This window comes from Streptomyces sp. CA-249302, from assembly GCF_050936785.1.
In the GTDB taxonomy this organism is placed as follows: Bacteria; Actinomycetota; Actinomycetes; order Streptomycetales; family Streptomycetaceae; genus Streptomyces.
The window spans coordinates 4,372,938-4,391,169 of record NZ_JBNJMG010000001.1; the positions used below are offsets into that span (position 1 = coordinate 4,372,938).

General features: G+C 68.0%; 10 protein-coding genes and 3 rRNA genes. 5 read left to right on the forward strand and 8 right to left on the reverse strand.

The features are described 5' to 3' along the window. Window positions 1–150 precede the first annotated feature (150 nt). The 5 genes from ACQEWB_RS19535 to mtnA all read right to left on the reverse strand — a co-directional run bounded on the left by ACQEWB_RS19535 (window position 151) and on the right by mtnA (window position 7,224). Window positions 151–1,092, reverse strand: a complete 942-nt coding sequence (locus ACQEWB_RS19535; RefSeq protein ID WP_432832679.1) for a ComF family protein — start codon at window positions 1,090–1,092, stop codon at window positions 151–153. Between the two features lie 226 nt (window positions 1,093–1,318). Then, window positions 1,319–3,148 carry an LpqB family beta-propeller domain-containing protein gene (locus ACQEWB_RS19540; RefSeq protein ID WP_432832681.1) on the reverse strand — a complete coding sequence of 610 codons (1,830 nt, stop codon included), beginning with the start codon at window positions 3,146–3,148 and terminating at the stop codon, window positions 1,319–1,321. Beyond that, the gene (gene mtrB, locus ACQEWB_RS19545) at window positions 3,138–5,207 is read right to left on the reverse strand and encodes an MtrAB system histidine kinase MtrB (RefSeq protein ID WP_432832683.1); all 2,070 of its coding nucleotides are present in this window, start codon (window positions 5,205–5,207) and stop codon (window positions 3,138–3,140) included. The genes ACQEWB_RS19540 and mtrB overlap by 11 nt, the downstream gene beginning before the upstream one ends. A gap of 1 nt (window position 5,208) precedes the next feature. Next, entirely contained in the window at window positions 5,209–5,898 is a 690-nt protein-coding gene (gene mtrA / locus ACQEWB_RS19550) for a two-component system response regulator MtrA (protein ID WP_187284748.1), read from the reverse strand. 177 nt (window positions 5,899–6,075) lie between these two features. Then, window positions 6,076–7,224 carry an S-methyl-5-thioribose-1-phosphate isomerase gene (mtnA, locus tag ACQEWB_RS19555; RefSeq protein WP_432832686.1) on the reverse strand — a complete coding sequence of 383 codons (1,149 nt, stop codon included), beginning with the start codon at window positions 7,222–7,224 and terminating at the stop codon, window positions 6,076–6,078. 140 nt (window positions 7,225–7,364) lie between these two features. Between mtnA and ACQEWB_RS19560 the strand changes: the two genes are divergently transcribed. From ACQEWB_RS19560 to ACQEWB_RS19580, 5 genes are read left to right on the forward strand one after another with little or no spacing between them, the layout of a single operon-like run. After that, the gene (locus tag ACQEWB_RS19560) at window positions 7,365–8,693 is read left to right on the forward strand and encodes a glycerophosphoryl diester phosphodiesterase membrane domain-containing protein (protein WP_432832688.1); all 1,329 of its coding nucleotides are present in this window, start codon (window positions 7,365–7,367) and stop codon (window positions 8,691–8,693) included. A 4-nt stretch (window positions 8,694–8,697) separates the two neighbouring features. Beyond that, entirely contained in the window at window positions 8,698–9,474 is a 777-nt protein-coding gene (locus tag ACQEWB_RS19565) for a DUF4129 domain-containing protein (protein WP_432832690.1), read from the forward strand. Beyond that, window positions 9,471–10,667 (forward strand): DUF4350 domain-containing protein, encoded by a 1,197-nt coding sequence (locus ACQEWB_RS19570; protein ID WP_432832692.1) that lies wholly within the window; start codon window positions 9,471–9,473, stop codon window positions 10,665–10,667. Before ACQEWB_RS19565 ends, ACQEWB_RS19570 begins: the two co-directional genes overlap by 4 nt. Next, entirely contained in the window at window positions 10,664–11,656 is a 993-nt protein-coding gene (locus ACQEWB_RS19575; RefSeq protein WP_432832694.1) for an AAA family ATPase, read from the forward strand. Before ACQEWB_RS19570 ends, ACQEWB_RS19575 begins: the two co-directional genes overlap by 4 nt. Next, window positions 11,656–12,966 (forward strand): DUF58 domain-containing protein, encoded by a 1,311-nt coding sequence (locus ACQEWB_RS19580; protein WP_432832696.1) that lies wholly within the window; start codon window positions 11,656–11,658, stop codon window positions 12,964–12,966. The genes ACQEWB_RS19575 and ACQEWB_RS19580 overlap by 1 nt, the downstream gene beginning before the upstream one ends. Before the next feature lie 102 nt (window positions 12,967–13,068). Here ACQEWB_RS19580 and rrf read toward each other — a convergent pair. From rrf to ACQEWB_RS19595, 3 genes are all read right to left on the reverse strand, one after another. Beyond that, window positions 13,069–13,185, reverse strand: a 5S ribosomal RNA gene (rrf, locus tag ACQEWB_RS19585). Between the two features lie 70 nt (window positions 13,186–13,255). Further along, window positions 13,256–16,375: ribosomal RNA gene (locus tag ACQEWB_RS19590) — 23S ribosomal RNA — on the reverse strand. 278 nt (window positions 16,376–16,653) lie between these two features. Then, window positions 16,654–18,179: ribosomal RNA gene (locus tag ACQEWB_RS19595) — 16S ribosomal RNA — on the reverse strand. The 16S, 23S and 5S rRNA genes sit together here, the layout of an rRNA operon. Window positions 18,180–18,232 lie beyond the last annotated feature (53 nt).

Genomic DNA, 18,232 nt, shown 5'->3' on the forward strand with positions numbered 1-18,232 from the left:
CACGGCATTCGCGTATGAGAGGTGTGGCCTGCGCCTTTCTCTCACAACCGAACATATCTCGCCCGGACGGATGTCGTCACCCTCTACCGCGGCGTACCTCCGTTCAGGTGAATTGACCCTCTCATTACCTGCAACGATGCAAGTTCGCAGTCAGTTCCGGTTTATTTCGAAAGAATCTGGCGGCGCAGCGACCACTGCCGCGCAGATCACGTCACGGACGCCTCCCGTCCCTGCCTTTCCCGACGCGGCTCGCCGGCGGCCGACCCCTTGATCCACCGGTCCGGCCATCGGTTCCCCCATGCCTTCCCGAGTTGCCGCGGTATACACGGCGGTTGCCACTCCGTCGTACGAAACCGGCCCCGGAACCCTCAGGCCCGCGAACCCCTCTTCCGCCGTCCTGCCGTACACCCCCGTAGCCCCTTCCACCGTCCCTTCCGCCATCGCCGCGTGCACGGCACGCGCCGCCTCCGTCAGGGACGCGCCCGTCGTCATCAGGTCGTCGACGAGCACGACCCGGCCGCCGCGCAGCAGCCGTGCCCCACCGGGTGCCACGACCAGCGCGCCGGCGAGATTCTCCAGCCGCTGCCGGGAGTTGAGCCCCGACTGGTCGGCCACGGCACGCCGCTGCCGCAGCACGGCGAGCACCCGCGCCGGAACCCCGCCCCGCCGCAGCTCACCGGCTGCCGCAAGCGCGATCCGCCGCGCCGGATCATGCCCCCGCGCCCGCACCGCGGCCCGCGCCGACGGCACGGGAACGAGCAGCACGGGCCGACCGGCGTCCACGCGAACGCCTCGCGCGTCACTGAGCCCCGCCCGCACCGCCCCCGCCAGAGCCGTCCCCAGCGGTGCCGCCAGGGCCAGCGCGCCCCGTTCCTTGTGGGCCAACAGCACGGCCCGCACCTCGTCCGCGTACCGGGCGGCCGCGTGCACCACGGGCAGCCCCGGCGGCTCCGGCACCGGTCGCACCCGGCTCGGTGCGGCCCCGTTCAGGGCGGCACGGCACTCCGGGCAGAGCACCGTACGAGGCCTCCCGCAGCCTCCGCACTCGGCCGGCAGCACCAGATCGGTGAGGTCCTGCCACCACCCCCGCATGCCCACCACTGTGCCAACGCCCGAGCCCCCCGGCCACCCCTGTGGAAAACTCCCTGTGGACAACTCGCCCAGCCCCGAAAACGAGCCTCCGCCAGGGCTCCCCACCCGCCGCGGAGGCAGGAAGCGGCCCCTCCTCGCCGTAAAAACCGAAAGCGGCCGCCTCCGACCGGAAGCGACCGCTCTCCTCGAAGCCCTTACCGGCTCACCCGGCGCAGACCCGCCCGGCTCACCCCGGATAAACCGGCGCCGTCCCGGAAGCGACCACCTTCTGCCACTGGGCCCCCGACGCCAGCCGGACGATGCCGTCCTCCGAATACGCCACCAGCGGCAGCTGGTCGGACTCGGTCGCGGTGATCTCCTTGACCCCGGTGAGCGCCGCGGGCGCCGGTCCCTCCGGTGTGGAGCCGTCGACCTGGACGTAACGCATGGTCTGCACGCCGTCATGCTCGCGCCCGACGACCACGAGCTGGCTGTCCCCGGCCCACGACATGGCCGTGACGTCCTCCAACTCCGGCGTCGCGGAGCGCAGTTCGAGCACCGAGACGGACTTCGGGTCGCCCTCGGCGCCGCGCTCGATCCGCCCGATGAGCAGCGACTTCTTGTCGCCCTTGGCCACCACGAGCGCGATCCGCACCCCGTCGGCGGCCACCCGGACGTCCTCGATCCGCCCGTCCAGGTCCGGCGTCCGTACCACCAGCGGCTCCCCCTTGCCCTGCTGGAGCAGGAGCAGCCGCGGGTCGGCGGGGTTGCGGTCGGCCACCCACAGGTCGCCGTTCGCGTCCCAGCTGGGCGGCGTGAACCGGTCCGCCTCCGTCTTGCCGCCGCTGACCAGCACGGGGTCCCCCAGCGAACCGCCGGACACCAGCGAGGCGACGTACAGCTCCTTGCCGGTCGCGGAAACCCCGGCCGCGGTGTCCTCGTCCCGCGAGACGGCCACCGACCGCAACGCCTTGCCGCCCTCTCCCAGCGCCCCTGGCACCGCGTCGGCCTTGGTGGTGGGGCTGCCGGCCGCGATCCGCACCAGCCGGCTCTTGTTGTCGATGAAGTACAGGTAGGCGGGCTCGTCCACCGACCCCCGCGCGGCGACGGCGTCCTCACGGTTCTCGGCGAGCGAGCACAGCCGCTTGCTGCCGGAGCTCAGCTCGACCTCCTCCACCGCGGGGCTGAGGTCCTGGAGCGTGAACAGGAGCTGGGCCGCCATCTCGTTGCACTTGGTGGTCCCGACCCGGGCGGCGTTCGCGTTCAGCGGCACGGTCAGCTTGTTCTGGTCGTCGGGGGTCAGCGAGCCGACGCCCTTCTTCAGCGCCGTACCGGTGGGGAAACTCGTCCGCACCACGGGGTTGAGCCAGTTCGTGGGGCCGTTGAGCAGGGAACGCACCATCTGCGTCATGGGGTCCACACGCCTGCGCACGTACACCGGATCGGCGACCGCCGCCGGCTGCGACGTCGTACCCGCGGCGGTGTTCGAGGCGAAGTAGTACTTGTTGACGGACATGTAGTTGCGCTGGAAGTCCGACTGCCCCATGACGACGCCCGGGGGCAGCGAGTCGATGCGCCACTGCTTGGTCTTCTTGTCCAGCGCGAGGTGCAGCGGCGCACTGTAGTGGCCGCTCGCGGGTGCGTACGACTGCTGCGAGTCCACCCTCGCGACCTTGGTGCCGGTCAGCGTGTACGACACCTCGTCGGACTGCTCGCGACCGTTCGTGTGATGGACGTCGGCACCCGGCCCGTCCGTGAGCACCATGGTGGACAGCCCCGGCTGCCAGGTCTTGGAGGCCTCGGCTGTCAGGTACTGCCGCGCCGTCGAGTAGTTCGGATCGTCGCTGGTCAGCGCCTCGAGGAAGCCCGACACGATCTCCACTGGCTGCGCGTTGTCCTGCGGCGGCATGGCGAAGACCCGCACCTGTGTGTCCTGCTGCGGCGTGGAGTCGACGCCGCGCAGATCCCCGCTGTCGGGCATCGAGGCACACCCCGCCAGCAGTACGACGCCACAGGCGCCGTACGCCACCGCGCGCGCCCGTCTGCGCCGGGCACCCCCCTCGCGGTCAGCGCCCACGGAATGCCTCCCCTTGCCTCGTCGAGTCCTCCGCAGCGGCGTCCGGACGGCTCGCGGTCTCATTCCGGGCCCCGTCCGCGCGGGGCGTCTCGTCCTGTCGCCACGCGCCCGAGGCGGGGCCGGGCACCACGCGCGCGCCGTTGCCCGGCAAGGCCGTGGGATCGGCCGTGGGGGCCACGCCGGCCAGCCTGGGTGCAATGGGCGGTATCTGGTCCCCGAGGGGCTGTGCGGGCACGGTGGCGGGCTTGTCGGCCCCTCCGCGCGGCAGCCCGGCGTCGTTGAGTCCGCGGTTGCGCCGCGAGTCCTTGGGCTCCAGCGGTATCGGCGAGCCCCGCAGCGGTTCGTCCGCCGTCCTGGGCAGCGTCAGCCGGAACTGCGAGCCGCCGCCCGGTTCGCCCCAGGCCTGCAGCCAGCCGCCGTGCAGCCGCGCGTCCTCCAGGGCGATCGACAGCCCGAGGCCCGTACCGCCGGTGGTACGCGCGCGTGCCGGGTCGGCCCGCCAGAAGCGGCTGAACACGCGCGTGGCCTCGCCCGGCTTGAGCCCGACGCCGTAGTCGCGCACCGCGACCGCGACCGCGCCGCCCGCCGCGGCGAGCTTGACGACGACGTCCTTGCCCTCGCCGTGCTCCACGGCGTTGACGACAAGGTTGCGCAGAACGCGCTCCACGCGCCGGGCGTCCGCCTCGGCGACGACGGGCTGCTGGTCGCCCAGCACGCGTATGTGCGTGCCCTTGCGCTCGGCGAGCGGCTCGGCTCCGCTGACGACCCGCCGTACGACCTCGCGCAGGTCTATCGGCTCGGCCTCCAGGGCCGCCGCACCCGCGTCGAACCGGCTGATCTCCAGCAGGTCCGCGAGCAGCGACTCGAACCGGTCCAGCTGGTCGGCGAGCAGCTCGGCCGACCGCGCGGTCACCGGATCGAAGTCCTCGCGCGCCTCATGGATGACGTCCGCGGCCATCCGTACGGTCGTCAGCGGCGTCCGCAGCTCGTGCGACACGTCGGACACGAACCGCCGCTGCATCCGCGACAGGTCCTCCAGCTGCTGGATCTTCAACTGCAGGTTCTGCGCCATCTTGTTGAAGGCCTCGCCCAGGCGCGCGATGTCGTCCTCGCCGGTGACCTTCATCCGCTCCTGGAGCTTGCCCGCGGACAGCCGCTCGGCGATCCCGGCCGCCATCCGCACGGGCGTGACGACCTGTCGTACAACCAGCCAGGCGATGGCTCCGAGGAGTACGACGACGAAGAGCCCGGCGGTCGCGAGCGTGCCCTTGACCAGGCTGAGCGACTTCTCCTCCTGGGTGAGCGGGAAGAGGTAGTAGAGCTGGTACGGGTCGCCGTTCGGGTCGTTGACCTGCTTGCCGATGACCAGCGCGGGCTGCGACTCCTTGTCGCTGTCCTTGTAGACGATCCGCGTGTAGCTCTGCGCGGCCGTCGTGCTCTCGTTGATCCGCGCGCGCAGGTCCTCGGGGACGCTGGACGTCGGGTCGACCCAGCCGGAGGCGCGCGGTCCGCGCCCGCCCCCACTGTTGTCGCCCGCGGGCAGCGTCACCACGTCGAAGGCGCCCTGGCCACCGCTGGAGAGGGACTCGACGAGGTCGCTCATCCACGGGGTGAGGTTCTGCGACTGCCGCCCGTCGGTCGAGTCGGCGGTGTCACCCGTGCCGGCCCCGGCCCCCGCCTCGTCGGCCTTCTGCTTGGCCACCGCGAACCCGCCGGTGGCCTGGCTCTGGGAGGCCTTCACCTTGGCGTCCAGCAGACCGTTGCGCACCTGCCCGATGACGACGAAGCCCAGCAGCAGCACGACGCCCAGCGACATCAGCAGCGTGGTGACGACGACCTTGAGCTGGATGTTGCGCCGCCACAGCCGCATGACGGGCAGCAACGGCCGGCGCACCCAGCGCATGAACAGCCGCAGCACCGGGCTGCCCTGGACCCCGCCCTGCAGCAGCCCGCCCTCCAGCAGACGCTGCCAACGCGAGCCCGCCGGCTTCCGGCCGACAGGCCGCCCCGCGCGGGCCCCTGCCGGCCCCGACGCCGAAGCGGCACTGTCACCGGTCATGTCAGCTCGGTCCTGCCTTGTATCCGACGCCGCGGACGGTCACCACGATCTCCGGGCGCTCCGGGTCCTTCTCCACCTTGGAACGCAGCCGCTGCACGTGAACATTCACAAGCCGGGTATCGGCCGCGTGCCGGTAACCCCACACCTGCTCGAGGAGCACCTCACGGGTGAACACCTGCCACGGCTTGCGCGCGAGCGCCACCAGCAGGTCGAACTCCAGCGGCGTCAGCGCGATCGACTGCCCGTCCCGCTTCACGGAGTGCCCGGCCACATCGATCACGAGGTCACCGATGGCCAACTGCTCCGGCGCCGGCTCCTCGGACCTCCTGAGCCGCGCCCTGATCCGGGCCACGAGCTCCTTCGGCTTGAACGGCTTGACGATGTAGTCGTCGGCGCCGCTCTCCAGCCCCACCACCACATCGACGGTGTCGCTCTTCGCCGTGAGCATCACGATCGGCACACCCGACTCGGCCCTGATCAGGCGGCACACCTCGATGCCGTCCCGCCCGGGCAGCATCAGGTCGAGCAGCACCAGATCGGGCTTGCTCTCCCGGAATGCGGCCAACGCCTTGTCACCGTCGGCTACGAAAGACGGCTCAAAACCTTCACCACGCAGCACGATGCCGAGCATCTCGGCAAGTGCGGTGTCGTCGTCGACGACAAGGACTCGTCCCTTCATAAACGACATCATCCCATTCTCATAACGGTGGCGAAGGTGCAGGTGAGCAGCGTCACTGGCCCGTGACGATAGTCGTACTCGACCGTCACTGTCTGCCCCTGTCCCGCGACGTCGGTGTCGGCAACGGCTGTCAGCTACCCAGGGTAGGCGCACCCTGACCATGCGACAGGGCCACCGGCTTCCGGCCGATCAGCCGATCGACACCTGACGCGACCGCGCGCACAGCTCCGCCAGGGCCTCCGCCGTCACCGGCGAAACAGCGCCCTCCTCCGTGACGATCGCGGTCACCAGCTCGGGCGGCGTCACGTCGAACGCCGGGTTGTACGCCTGCGTCCCCAGCGGCGCCACCGGAATCCCGCCCCCGGCCTCCGCGCCCGCGACCGGCACCTGAGGCGCGACGATCTCGGTCACCTCGTGCCCAGCACGCTGCTCGACCTCGATCGAAGCCCCGTCCGGGGTGTCCGGGTCCACCGTCGTCACCGGCGCCACCACGATGAACGGCACATGGTGGTACCGCGCCAGCACGGCAAGCGGGTAACTCCCCACCTTGTTCGCCACCGACCCGTCGGCCGCGATCCGATCCGCCCCGATCAGCACCGCGTCCACCTCACCGGCCGCGAAGAGCGAACCCGCCGCGTTGTCCGTGAGCAGGGTGTACGCCATCCCGCTGCGCGCCGCCTCGTACGCCGTCAGCCGAGCGCCCTGCAACAACGGCCGCGTCTCGTCCACCCACAGCCGCCGCAGCCGCCCCGCCCGGTGCGCCGCCAGCGCCACCGCGAACGCCGTCCCCTCGCCGCCCGACACCAGCGACCCGGTGTTGCAGTGCGTCAGGATCCGGTGCCCGCCCCCGGGCAGCAGCTCGTCCAGCAGGGCCAGTCCGCGCGCCGCCATCCGGCCACTCGCCTCGGCGTCCTCCAGGTGCAGCCGCCGCGCCGCCTCCAGCGCCGCCGCCGCGGCCCGCCCGCCGTCGCCACTCTTGGTGAACTCGGCCCGGTGCGCGGCCTGTGCCCTGCGCACCCCCACACCGAGATTCACCGCGGTGGGCCGGGCACCCGCCAGCACGGCCGCCGCCTCGTCCACGTCGAACCCACGCGCGGCGGCGAGCGCGACCCCGTACGCCCCCGCGATGCCGAGCAGCGGCGCCCCGCGCACGGCGAGCGAACGGATCGCCTCCACCAGCGCGGACGCGTCCGTACAGACCAGTTCGACCTCCTCGGCCGGCAGCCTCGTCTGGTCCAGCAGGACCAGTACGGGGCCCTCGGGTGGCTCCTCCCAACGGATCGCCGGTATCTCGGTCGGCCTGCTGTCCTCGCCGGTTTGCGCGTGCTGATCAGCCATGCGGTCAGTCTGCCCCTTGTACGGCGGACAATTGAAGGTGTGCAGCCCATACCGCGGCCGGTACCTCCGCCATCACCCCATGGCACGATGGCTGCCAACCTGCCGCCGCGCCCGCGGACGGGCACCGTGAAGGAGCGACGATGAAAGACACTCCGGGCTGGGCCTCGCCCGGATCTGCCCCGTCCGACGGACAGGAGCCCGGCGCGTCCGGCCCCGCCGAGCCCACCGATCGTCCAGACGCCACGGAACCCGCCGACCAGCCGGGCACGGACCCGCAGGACCCAGGCGTGAACTGGTCCAAGGAGCAACCGCCGGCCGGACAGTGGTCCGCGCCCACCAGCCCCGCGAGCCTCGGCCAGGCCCCGCCGCCACCGCCCGGCCCCGGCTGGGGCACCCGGCCTCCCGGCGGCCCCAACGGCCCCGGTGGATACGGCGGTTACGGTGCCCAAGGCGGCTGGGGCGGCGCCTGGGGCGGTCCGCCGCCCGCGGCCAAGCCCGGCGTGATCCCGCTCCGCCCGCTCGGCGTGGGCGAGATCCTCGACGGCGCCGTCTCCACCATGCGCACCTACTGGCGCACGGTCCTCGGCATCTCGCTGACCGTCGCGGTCGTCACGGAAATCGTCGTCATCCTCCTCCAGGGCCTGGTCCTCAACGACAGCGCCAGCAGCGAGGCCCTCAACGACCCGAGCGCCAGCCTCAGCGAGGTGAGCCGCGCCCTCACCGACGCCATGGTCGGCCTCGGCGTCGTCTCCCTCATCACCCTCGTCGGCCAGGTCGTCGCGACCGCCATGCTCACGACCGTCACCAGCCGCGCCGTCCTCGGCAAGTCCGTCACCACCGGCGAGGCCTGGCGCGACGCCCGGCCGCAGGTGTTCAGGCTGTTCGGCCTGATCTTCCTGCTGATGTTCATCGTGATCGGCATCGTCCTCGGCGGCACGCTGCCGGGCATCCTCGTGGCGCTCTCCGGATCCGGCGGTGCGGGTGCCGCACTCGCCGTCCTGGGCGGCCTCGGAGCCGGTGTCGTCGCCCTGTGGCTGATGATCCGCTTCTCCCTCGCCTCGCCCGCCCTGATGCTGGAGAAGCAGGGCATCACGAGGTCGATGAGCCGCTCCGTGAAGTTGGTCCGCGGCTCCTGGTGGCGGATCTTCGGCATCCAGCTGCTCGCCACGGTCATCGCGAACATCGTCGCGTCGATCGTGGTCATCCCCTTCACGCTCATCGCCGCCGCCTTCAGCGGGGACGGCGTCGTCGGCTTCTTCAACGGCGCGAGCAGCGGCCTCGGTTGGACCTTCCTCATCATCAGCGGGGTCGGATCGGTGATCGGCTCCATGGTCACGTTCCCGATCACGGCCGGCGTCACCGTGCTCCTCTACATCGACCAGCGCATCCGCCGCGAGGCCCTCGACCTCGACCTGGCCCGCGCCGCCGGTGTCCAGGACTACGGCACCGACAGCGGTTCGGGGAGCTGATGCGGTGAGTCCCACGGGGGGAGTTCTCACAACGGCACTGCCGCGCGCCGCCGAGTCGGCCGTACGGACCCTGCTGCGCGTCGGCGACACCGCCGTACTGTCACTGGCGCGCTCCGGCGACGAACCGCCGGTGACGATCCCGCGCGACCCCGCGCGGGAGGCGGCCCGGCGTGAGCTGTCCAAGCACATGTACCACGAGAACGACCCCAGCCTGTTCCAGCGCGCCCTGAACGCCTTCTGGGACTGGGTCGACAAACTCTTCGGCACGGCCGCCTCCGCGACGCCCGGAGGCACACTCGGGCTGGTCGTCGTCATCGTGGCCGTCCTCGCGGTGCTGGGAGCGCTGTGGTGGCGCCTGGGCACCCCGCGCCACGAACCCTCCTCCGCCGCCGCCCTGTTCGACGACCGTCCCCGCAGCGCCGCCGAACACCGCGCCGCCGCCGAGGCACACGCCGCCCAGGGCCACTGGAACCAGGCCGTCCAGGAACGCATGCGCGCCATCGTCCGCTCCCTGGAGGAACGCGCCCTCCTGGACGCCCGCCCCGGCCGCACCGCCGACGAGGCGGCCGCCGAAGCGGGCCGCGCGCTCCCCTCGCACCTGGACCGACTGCGCACCGCCGCCCGGGACTTCGACGACGTGACATACGGCGGCCGCAGGGCGAGCGAGACGTCGTACCACCGCATCGCCGAACTCGACCGCGACCTCGAACGCACCAAGCCCCAGCTCGCGAGCAGCACCCCCAGCACGGCCCACAGCGCCCGCCAGGGAGCCGCCGAGTGACCGCCGAGGCCACGCTCCCGGCCACCTCGGCCTCGCCCACCGCCCGCCAGGTCTGGACCCGCGCGCGAGGCATCGCCCTCGCCGTCGTCCTCCTGCTGGCCGCGGCCGTCGTCATCGCCTTGGTCCGCTCCGACACGCGACACGGCGACCTCGACCCGCGCTCCGTCGACCCCTACGGCAGCCGTGCCGTCGCCGAACTCCTCGCCGACCGCGGCGTGTCCACGCGCGTGGTCACCACCCTGGACGAGGCCCGCGCCGCGGCCGCCCCGGACACCACCCTCCTGGTGGCCGTCCCCGACCTGTTGACGAGCCGTCAACAGTCCGGCCTGCACTCCGCGATCACCGACTCCGGCGGACGCACCGTCCTCGTCGCCCCCGGCAGCTCGTCCGTCGAGAAACTCGTCCCCGGCGTCACCGCCGACCCCGCCACCAGCTTCGACTCGACGCTCGCCCCCGCCTGCCGGCTCCCGGCCGCCCAGCGCGCGGGCACCGCCGACACGGGCGGCATCCGCTACACCACCACCCACCTCGACGCCGACAAGTGCTACCCCAGTGAGCGCCTGGCCACCCTCCTGCGCATCCCCCAGACCTCCGGAGACGGCGACACCATCGTCCTCGGCGCGCCCGACATCCTCTTCAACGACCGCCTCGACGAGCAGGGCAACGCCTCGCTCGCCCTCCAACTCCTCGGCTCCCGCCCCCATCTGGTCTGGTACCTCCCCTCGCTCTCCGACATCTCGGCCACCGGCTCGGGCGACGAGAAGAGCTTCTTCGACCTGCTCCCCGACGGCTGGATCTGGGGAACAGCACAGCTCTTCCTCGCGGCAGCCCTCGCCGCTCTCTGGCGGGCACGCCGACTCGGCCCCCTCGTACCCGAAAAACTCCCCGTGGCGATCCGCGCCTCCGAAACCGTCGAAGGCCGCGCCCGCCTCTACCGCAAATCCAACGCCCGCGACCGCGCGGCCGCCGCTCTCCGCTCCACCACCCGCACCCGCCTCGCCCCCCTCGCCGGCGTCCCCGTCTCCCAGGCGCACGCGCCCGAGACCCTGCTCCCCGCCCTGTCCGCCCACCTCCACGGCGACGGCCAGGCCCTGCACCCCCTCCTCTTCGGCCCGCCGCCCGGCGACGACGCGGCCCTCATCGCCCTCGCCGACCAACTCGACGCCCTCGAAAGAGAGGTACGCCGTCCATGATGGCCCCGACCACTGACAACGCCGGGAACACCGGGGACCCGGGCCAGGCCCGAGCCTCCCTGGAGGCCCTGCGCGCCGAGATCGCCAAAGCCGTGGTCGGCCAGGACCCCGCAGTCACCGGCCTCGTCGTCGCCCTCCTCTGCCGCGGACACGTTCTCCTTGAAGGAGTCCCCGGAGTCGCCAAAACGTTGCTCGTCCGCGCCCTCGCATCCGCACTCGAACTCGACACGAAGCGAGTGCAGTTCACCCCGGACCTGATGCCGAGCGACATCACGGGCTCCCTGGTCTACGACGCCCGCACCGCCGAGTTCTCCTTCCAGCCCGGCCCGGTCTTCACCAACCTCCTCCTCGCCGACGAGATCAACCGGACCCCGCCCAAGACCCAGTCCTCCCTCCTGGAGGCCATGGAGGAACGCCAGGTCACGGTCGACGGCACCTCCCGCCCGCTCCCCGACCCGTTCCTGGTCGCCGCGACCCAGAACCCGGTCGAGTACGAGGGCACGTACCCCCTCCCCGAAGCCCAACTCGACCGCTTCCTCCTCAAACTGACGATCCCTCTCCCCTCCCGCCAGGACGAGATCGACGTCCTCACCCGCCACGCCGAGGGCTTCAACCCGCGCGACCTGCGCGCCGCCGGCGTACGACCGGTCGCCGGCCCCGCCGACCTCGAAGCGGCCCGCGCCGCCGTCGCGAAAACCACGGTCTCCCCCGAGATCACCGCCTACGTGGTCGACATCTGCCGCGCCACCCGCGAGTCCCCGTCCCTCACCCTGGGCGTCTCTCCCCGTGGCGCGACCGCCCTCCTGGCCACCTCACGCGCGTGGGCGTGGCTCACGGGCCGCGACTACGTCATCCCGGACGACGTGAAGGCCCTGGCCCTCCCTTCCCTCCGCCACCGCGTACAGCTCCGCCCGGAGGCCGAAATGGAGGGCGTGACGGCCGACTCGGTCATCAACGCGATCCTCGCCCACGTCCCCGTCCCCCGCTGATGGCCCTCACCGGACGCGCCGCACTCCTGGCGGCTCTGGGCTCAATCCCGGTCGGCATCTGGGGCCCGAGCTGGACGGGCATGCTCGTCGTGAACGCGCCCCTGGCCGTGGCCTGCGCCTGCGACTTCGCCCTCGCGGCACCAGTACGACGCCTCGGCCTGACCCGCTCCGGCGACACCTCCGCCCGCCTGGGCGAGGCCGCCGACGTGACCCTGACAGTCACCAACCCGTCCGCTCGCCCGCTACGCGCGCGCGTGCGCGACGCGTGGCCGCCGAGCAGCTGGCAACCCGGCACCGAGGTCGAAGCATCCCGCCATCGCCTCACGGTCCCCGCAGGCGAACGCCGCCGCCTCACCACCCGCCTACGCCCCACCCGCCGCGGCGACCGGCAGGCAGACCGCGTCACGATCCGCTCATACGGCCCCCTCGGTCTCTTCTCCCGCCAGGGCACCCACAAGGTCCCCTGGACGGTACGCGTCCTGCCGCCCTTCACCAGCCGCAAACACCTCCCCTCCAAGCTCGCCCGCCTCCGCGAACTCGACGGCCGCACCAGCGTCCTCATCCGCGGCGAAGGCACGGAATTCGACAGCCTCCGCGAGTACGTCCCCGGCGACGACACCCGCTCCATCGACTGGCGCGCAACGGCCCGCCAGTCCACGGTCGCCGTACGCACCTGGCGCCCCGAGCGCGACCGCCACATCCTGGTCGTCCTCGACACCGGCCGCACCGCCGCGGGCCGCGTCGGCGACGCCCCACGCCTCGACGCCTCCATGGACGCGGCCCTGCTCCTGGCCGCCCTCGCCTCCCGCGCCGGCGACCGCGTAGACCTCCTCGCATACGACCGCCGGGTACGCGCCCTCGTCCAGGGCCGCACGGCACGTGACGTACTCCCGTCCCTGGTCAACGCGATGGCAACCCTGGAACCCGAACTGGTCGAGCTGGACGCCCGCAGCCTCACTGCCACAGCCCTCCGTACGACCCCTCGCCGCTCCCTGATCGTCCTGCTCACGAGCCTCGACACGGCCCCCGTGGAGGAAGGCCTCCTCCCCGTTCTCTCTCAACTCACCCAGCGCCACACAGTCCTGGTGGCCTCGGTGGCGGACCCATTCATCGCACGCATGGCAAAGGCTCGTGGAAACACCGACGCGGTGTACGAGGCCGCAGCAGCAGCCCAGGCCCAGAGCGAACGCCACCGCACCGCGGAACAACTCCGCCGCCACGGGGTTACGGTCGTCGACGAGACGCCGGACGAATTGGCACCGGCGCTGGCGGACGCGTATCTCGCACTGAAGACGGCGGGTCGCCTGTAATCAGGCGGCCCGTTAGGGCCCTTAAATTAGGGCCTTTAAACGCAGCCTTAAACGCAGAAAACCCCCGTACCAATTATCGGTACGGGGGTTTTCTCAAAATTTGTTCGGCGGCGTCCTACTCTCCCACAGGGTCCCCCCTGCAGTACCATCGGCGCTGTAAGGCTTAGCTTCCGGGTTCGGAATGTAACCGGGCGTTTCCCTCACGCTATAACCACCGAAACACTATGAAACTCGACCGGAAAACAACACGGTCGTTGCCTCAGAACTAACACAGTGGACGCGAGCAAATATGGACAAGCCCTCGGCCTATTAGTACCGGTCACCTCCAGCAGTTACCTGCCTTCCAGATCCGGCCTATCAACCCAGTCGTCTACTGGGAGCCTTACCCCATCAAGTGGGTGGGAATACTCATCTCGAAGCAGGCTTCCCGCTTAGATGCTTTCAGCGGTTATCCCTCCCGAACGTAGCCAACCAGCCATGCCCTTGGCAGAACAACTGGCACACCAGAGGTTCGTCCGTCCCGGTCCTCTCGTACTAGGGACAGCCCTTCTCAATATTCCTGCGCGCGCAGCGGATAGGGACCGAACTGTCTCACGACGTTCTAAACCCAGCTCGCGTACCGCTTTAATGGGCGAACAGCCCAACCCTTGGGACCGACTCCAGCCCCAGGATGCGACGAGCCGACATCGAGGTGCCAAACCATCCCGTCGATATGGACTCTTGGGGAAGATCAGCCTGTTATCCCCGGGGTACCTTTTATCCGTTGAGCGACGGCGCTTCCACAAGCCACCGCCGGATCACTAGTCCCGACTTTCGTCCCTGCTCGACCCGTCGGTCTCACAGTCAAGCTCCCTTGTGCACTTACACTCAACACCTGATTGCCAACCAGGCTGAGGGAACCTTTGGGCGCCTCCGTTACTCTTTAGGAGGCAACCGCCCCAGTTAAACTACCCATCAGACACTGTCCCTGATCCGGATCACGGACCCAGGTTAGACATCCAGCACGACCAGACTGGTATTTCAACGACGACTCCCCCGAACTGGCGTCCGGAGTTCACAGTCTCCCAGCTATCCTACACAAGCCGAACCGAACACCAATATCAAACTGTAGTAAAGGTCCCGGGGTCTTTCCGTCCTGCTGCGCGAAACGAGCATCTTTACTCGTAGTGCAATTTCACCGGGCCTATGGTTGAGACAGTCGAGAAGTCGTTACGCCATTCGTGCAGGTCGGAACTTACCCGACAAGGAATTTCGCTACCTTAGGATGGTTATAGTTACCACCGCCGTTTACTGGCGCTTAAGTTCTCAGCTTCGCCACACCGAAATGTGACTAACCGGTCCCCTTAACGTTCCAGCACCGGGCAGGCGTCAGTCCGTATACATCGCCTTACGGCTTCGCACGGACCTGTGTTTTTAGTAAACAGTCGCTTCTCGCTGGTCTCTGCGGCCACCCCCAGCTCAGAGTGCAAGACTCATCACCGGTGATGGCCCCCCTTCTCCCGAAGTTACGGGGGCATTTTGCCGAGTTCCTTAACCATAGTTCACCCGAACGCCTCGGTATTCTCTACCTGACCACCTGAGTCGGTTTAGGGTACGGGCCGCCATGAAACTCGCTAGAGGCTTTTCTCGACAGCATAGGATCATCCACTTCACCACAATCGGCTCGGCATCAGGTCTCACCCCATGTGAGTGGCGGATTTGCCTACCACTCGGGCTACACCCTTACCCCGGGACAACCACCGCCCGGGCTGGACTACCTTCCTGCGTCACCCCATCACTCACCTACTACAGGTCTGGTCCGTCGGCTCCACCACTCCCCTTCACCCGAAGGCTCCGGGGCGGCTTCACGGACTTAGCATCGCCTGGTTCGATGTTTGACGCTTCACAGCGGGTACCGGAATATCAACCGGTTATCCATCGACTACGCCTGTCGGCCTCGCCTTAGGTCCCGACTTACCCTGGGCAGATCAGCTTGACCCAGGAACCCTTAGTCAATCGGCGCACACGTTTCCCACGTGTGAATCGCTACTCATGCCTGCATTCTCACTCGTCAACCGTCCACAACTCGCTTCCGCGGCTGCTTCACCCGGCAGACGACGCTCCCCTACCCATCACAGCCTCCGTTGGGAGTATTGCTGCAATGACACGACTTCGGCGGTACGCTTGAGCCCCGCTACATTGTCGGCGCGGAATCACTAGACCAGTGAGCTATTACGCACTCTTTCAAGGGTGGCTGCTTCTAAGCCAACCTCCTGGTTGTCTGTGCGACTCCACATCCTTTCCCACTTAGCGTACGCTTAGGGGCCTTAGTCGATGCTCTGGGCTGTTTCCCTCTCGACCATGGAGCTTATCCCCCACAGTCTCACTGCCGCGCTCTCACTTACCGGCATTCGGAGTTTGGCTAAGGTCAGTAACCCGGTAGGGCCCATCGCCTATCCAGTGCTCTACCTCCGGCAAGAAACACACGACGCTGCACCTAAATGCATTTCGGGGAGAACCAGCTATCACGGAGTTTGATTGGCCTTTCACCCCTAACCACAGGTCATCCCCCAGGTTTTCAACCCTGGTGGGTTCGGTCCTCCACGAAGTCTTACCTCCGCTTCAACCTGCCCATGGCTAGATCACTCCGCTTCGGGTCTTGAGCGTGCTACTAAAACGCCCTGTTCGGACTCGCTTTCGCTACGGCTACCCCACCCGGGTTAACCTCGCAACACACCGCAAACTCGCAGGCTCATTCTTCAAAAGGCACGCAGTCACGAGGCAAGCACAAGTGCTCGCCCGACGCTCCCACGGCTTGTAGGCACACGGTTTCAGGTACTATTTCACTCCGCTCCCGCGGTACTTTTCACCATTCCCTCACGGTACTATCCGCTATCGGTCACCAGGGAATATTTAGGCTTAGCGGGTGGTCCCGCCAGATTCACACGGGATTTCTCGGGCCCCGTGCTACTTGGGTGTCTCTCAAACGAGCCGCTGACGTTTCGACTACGGGGGTCTTACCCTCTACGCCGGACCTTTCGCATGTCCTTCGCCTACATCAACGGTTTCTGACTCGCCTCACAGCCGGCAGACTGTGAAAGAGAGATCCCACAACCCCGTATACGCAACCCCTGCCGGGTCTCACACGCATACGGTTTGGCCTCATCCGGTTTCGCTCGCCACTACTCCCGGAATCACGGTTGTTTTCTCTTCCTGCGGGTACTGAGATGTTTCACTTCCCCGCGTTCCCTCCACTTGCCCTATGTGTTCAGGCAAGGGTGACAGCCCATGACGACTGCCGGGTTTCCCCATTCGGACACCCCCGGATCAAAGCCTGGTTGACGACTCCCCGGGGCCTATCGTGGCCTCCCACGTCCTTCATCGGTTCCTGGTGCCAAGGCATCCACCGTGCGCCCTTAAAAACTTGGCCACAGATGCTCGCGTCCACTGTGCAGTTCTCAAACAACGACCAGTCGCCCATCACCCCAAGCCATCGGCTCGAGTTCACTGGGGCCGGCGTCGAGGGAATTCATTCCCTCAGACACCCAACAGCGTGCCCGGACCGGTCCCGCCCGGAGATCATGCTTTCCACGCCCCCGAGAGGGCAGTACTCACAGCCTCCGACCCGTGAACCGGACCGAATAATCAACGTTCCACCCATGAGCAACCGTGCAAGACATTTGCCTGCAGTCGGCTATTGCTCCTTAGAAAGGAGGTGATCCAGCCGCACCTTCCGGTACGGCTACCTTGTTACGACTTCGTCCCAATCGCCAGTCCCACCTTCGACAGCTCCCTCCCACAAGGGGTTGGGCCACCGGCTTCGGGTGTTACCGACTTTCGTGACGTGACGGGCGGTGTGTACAAGGCCCGGGAACGTATTCACCGCAGCACTGCTGATCTGCGATTACTAGCAACTCCGACTTCATGGGGTCGAGTTGCAGACCCCAATCCGAACTGAGACCGGCTTTTTGAGATTCGCTCCACCTCACGGTATCGCAGCTCATTGTACCGGCCATTGTAGCACGTGTGCAGCCCAAGACATAAGGGGCATGATGACTTGACGTCGTCCCCACCTTCCTCCGAGTTGACCCCGGCGGTCTCCTGTGAGTCCCCATCACCCCGAAGGGCATGCTGGCAACACAGAACAAGGGTTGCGCTCGTTGCGGGACTTAACCCAACATCTCACGACACGAGCTGACGACAGCCATGCACCACCTGTACACCGACCACAAGGGGGCGACCATCTCTGGCCGTTTCCGGTGTATGTCAAGCCTTGGTAAGGTTCTTCGCGTTGCGTCGAATTAAGCCACATGCTCCGCTGCTTGTGCGGGCCCCCGTCAATTCCTTTGAGTTTTAGCCTTGCGGCCGTACTCCCCAGGCGGGGAACTTAATGCGTTAGCTGCGGCACCGACGACGTGGAATGTCGCCAACACCTAGTTCCCACCGTTTACGGCGTGGACTACCAGGGTATCTAATCCTGTTCGCTCCCCACGCTTTCGCTCCTCAGCGTCAGTAATGGCCCAGAGATCCGCCTTCGCCACCGGTGTTCCTCCTGATATCTGCGCATTTCACCGCTACACCAGGAATTCCGATCTCCCCTACCACACTCTAGCTAGCCCGTATCGAATGCAGAACCGGGGTTAAGCCCCGGTCTTTCACACCCGACGTGACAAGCCGCCTACGAGCTCTTTACGCCCAATAATTCCGGACAACGCTTGCGCCCTACGTATTACCGCGGCTGCTGGCACGTAGTTAGCCGGCGCTTCTTCTGCAGGTACCGTCACTTGCGCTTCTTCCCTGCTGAAAGAGGTTTACAACCCGAAGGCCGTCATCCCTCACGCGGCGTCGCTGCATCAGGCTTCCGCCCATTGTGCAATATTCCCCACTGCTGCCTCCCGTAGGAGTCTGGGCCGTGTCTCAGTCCCAGTGTGGCCGGTCGCCCTCTCAGGCCGGCTACCCGTCGTCGCCTTGGTGAGCCGTTACCTCACCAACAAGCTGATAGGCCGCGGGCTCATCCTTCACCGCCGGAGCTTTCAACCCCCACAGATGCCTGCAGGAGTGATATCCGGTATTAGACCCCGTTTCCAGGGCTTGTCCCAGAGTGAAGGGCAGATTGCCCACGTGTTACTCACCCGTTCGCCACTAATCCCCACCGAAGTGGTTCATCGTTCGACTTGCATGTGTTAAGCACGCCGCCAGCGTTCGTCCTGAGCCAGGATCAAACTCTCCGTGAATGTTTTCCCGTCATCGGGATTACACACACGAGAGCGGAACCACCGGAGGAATG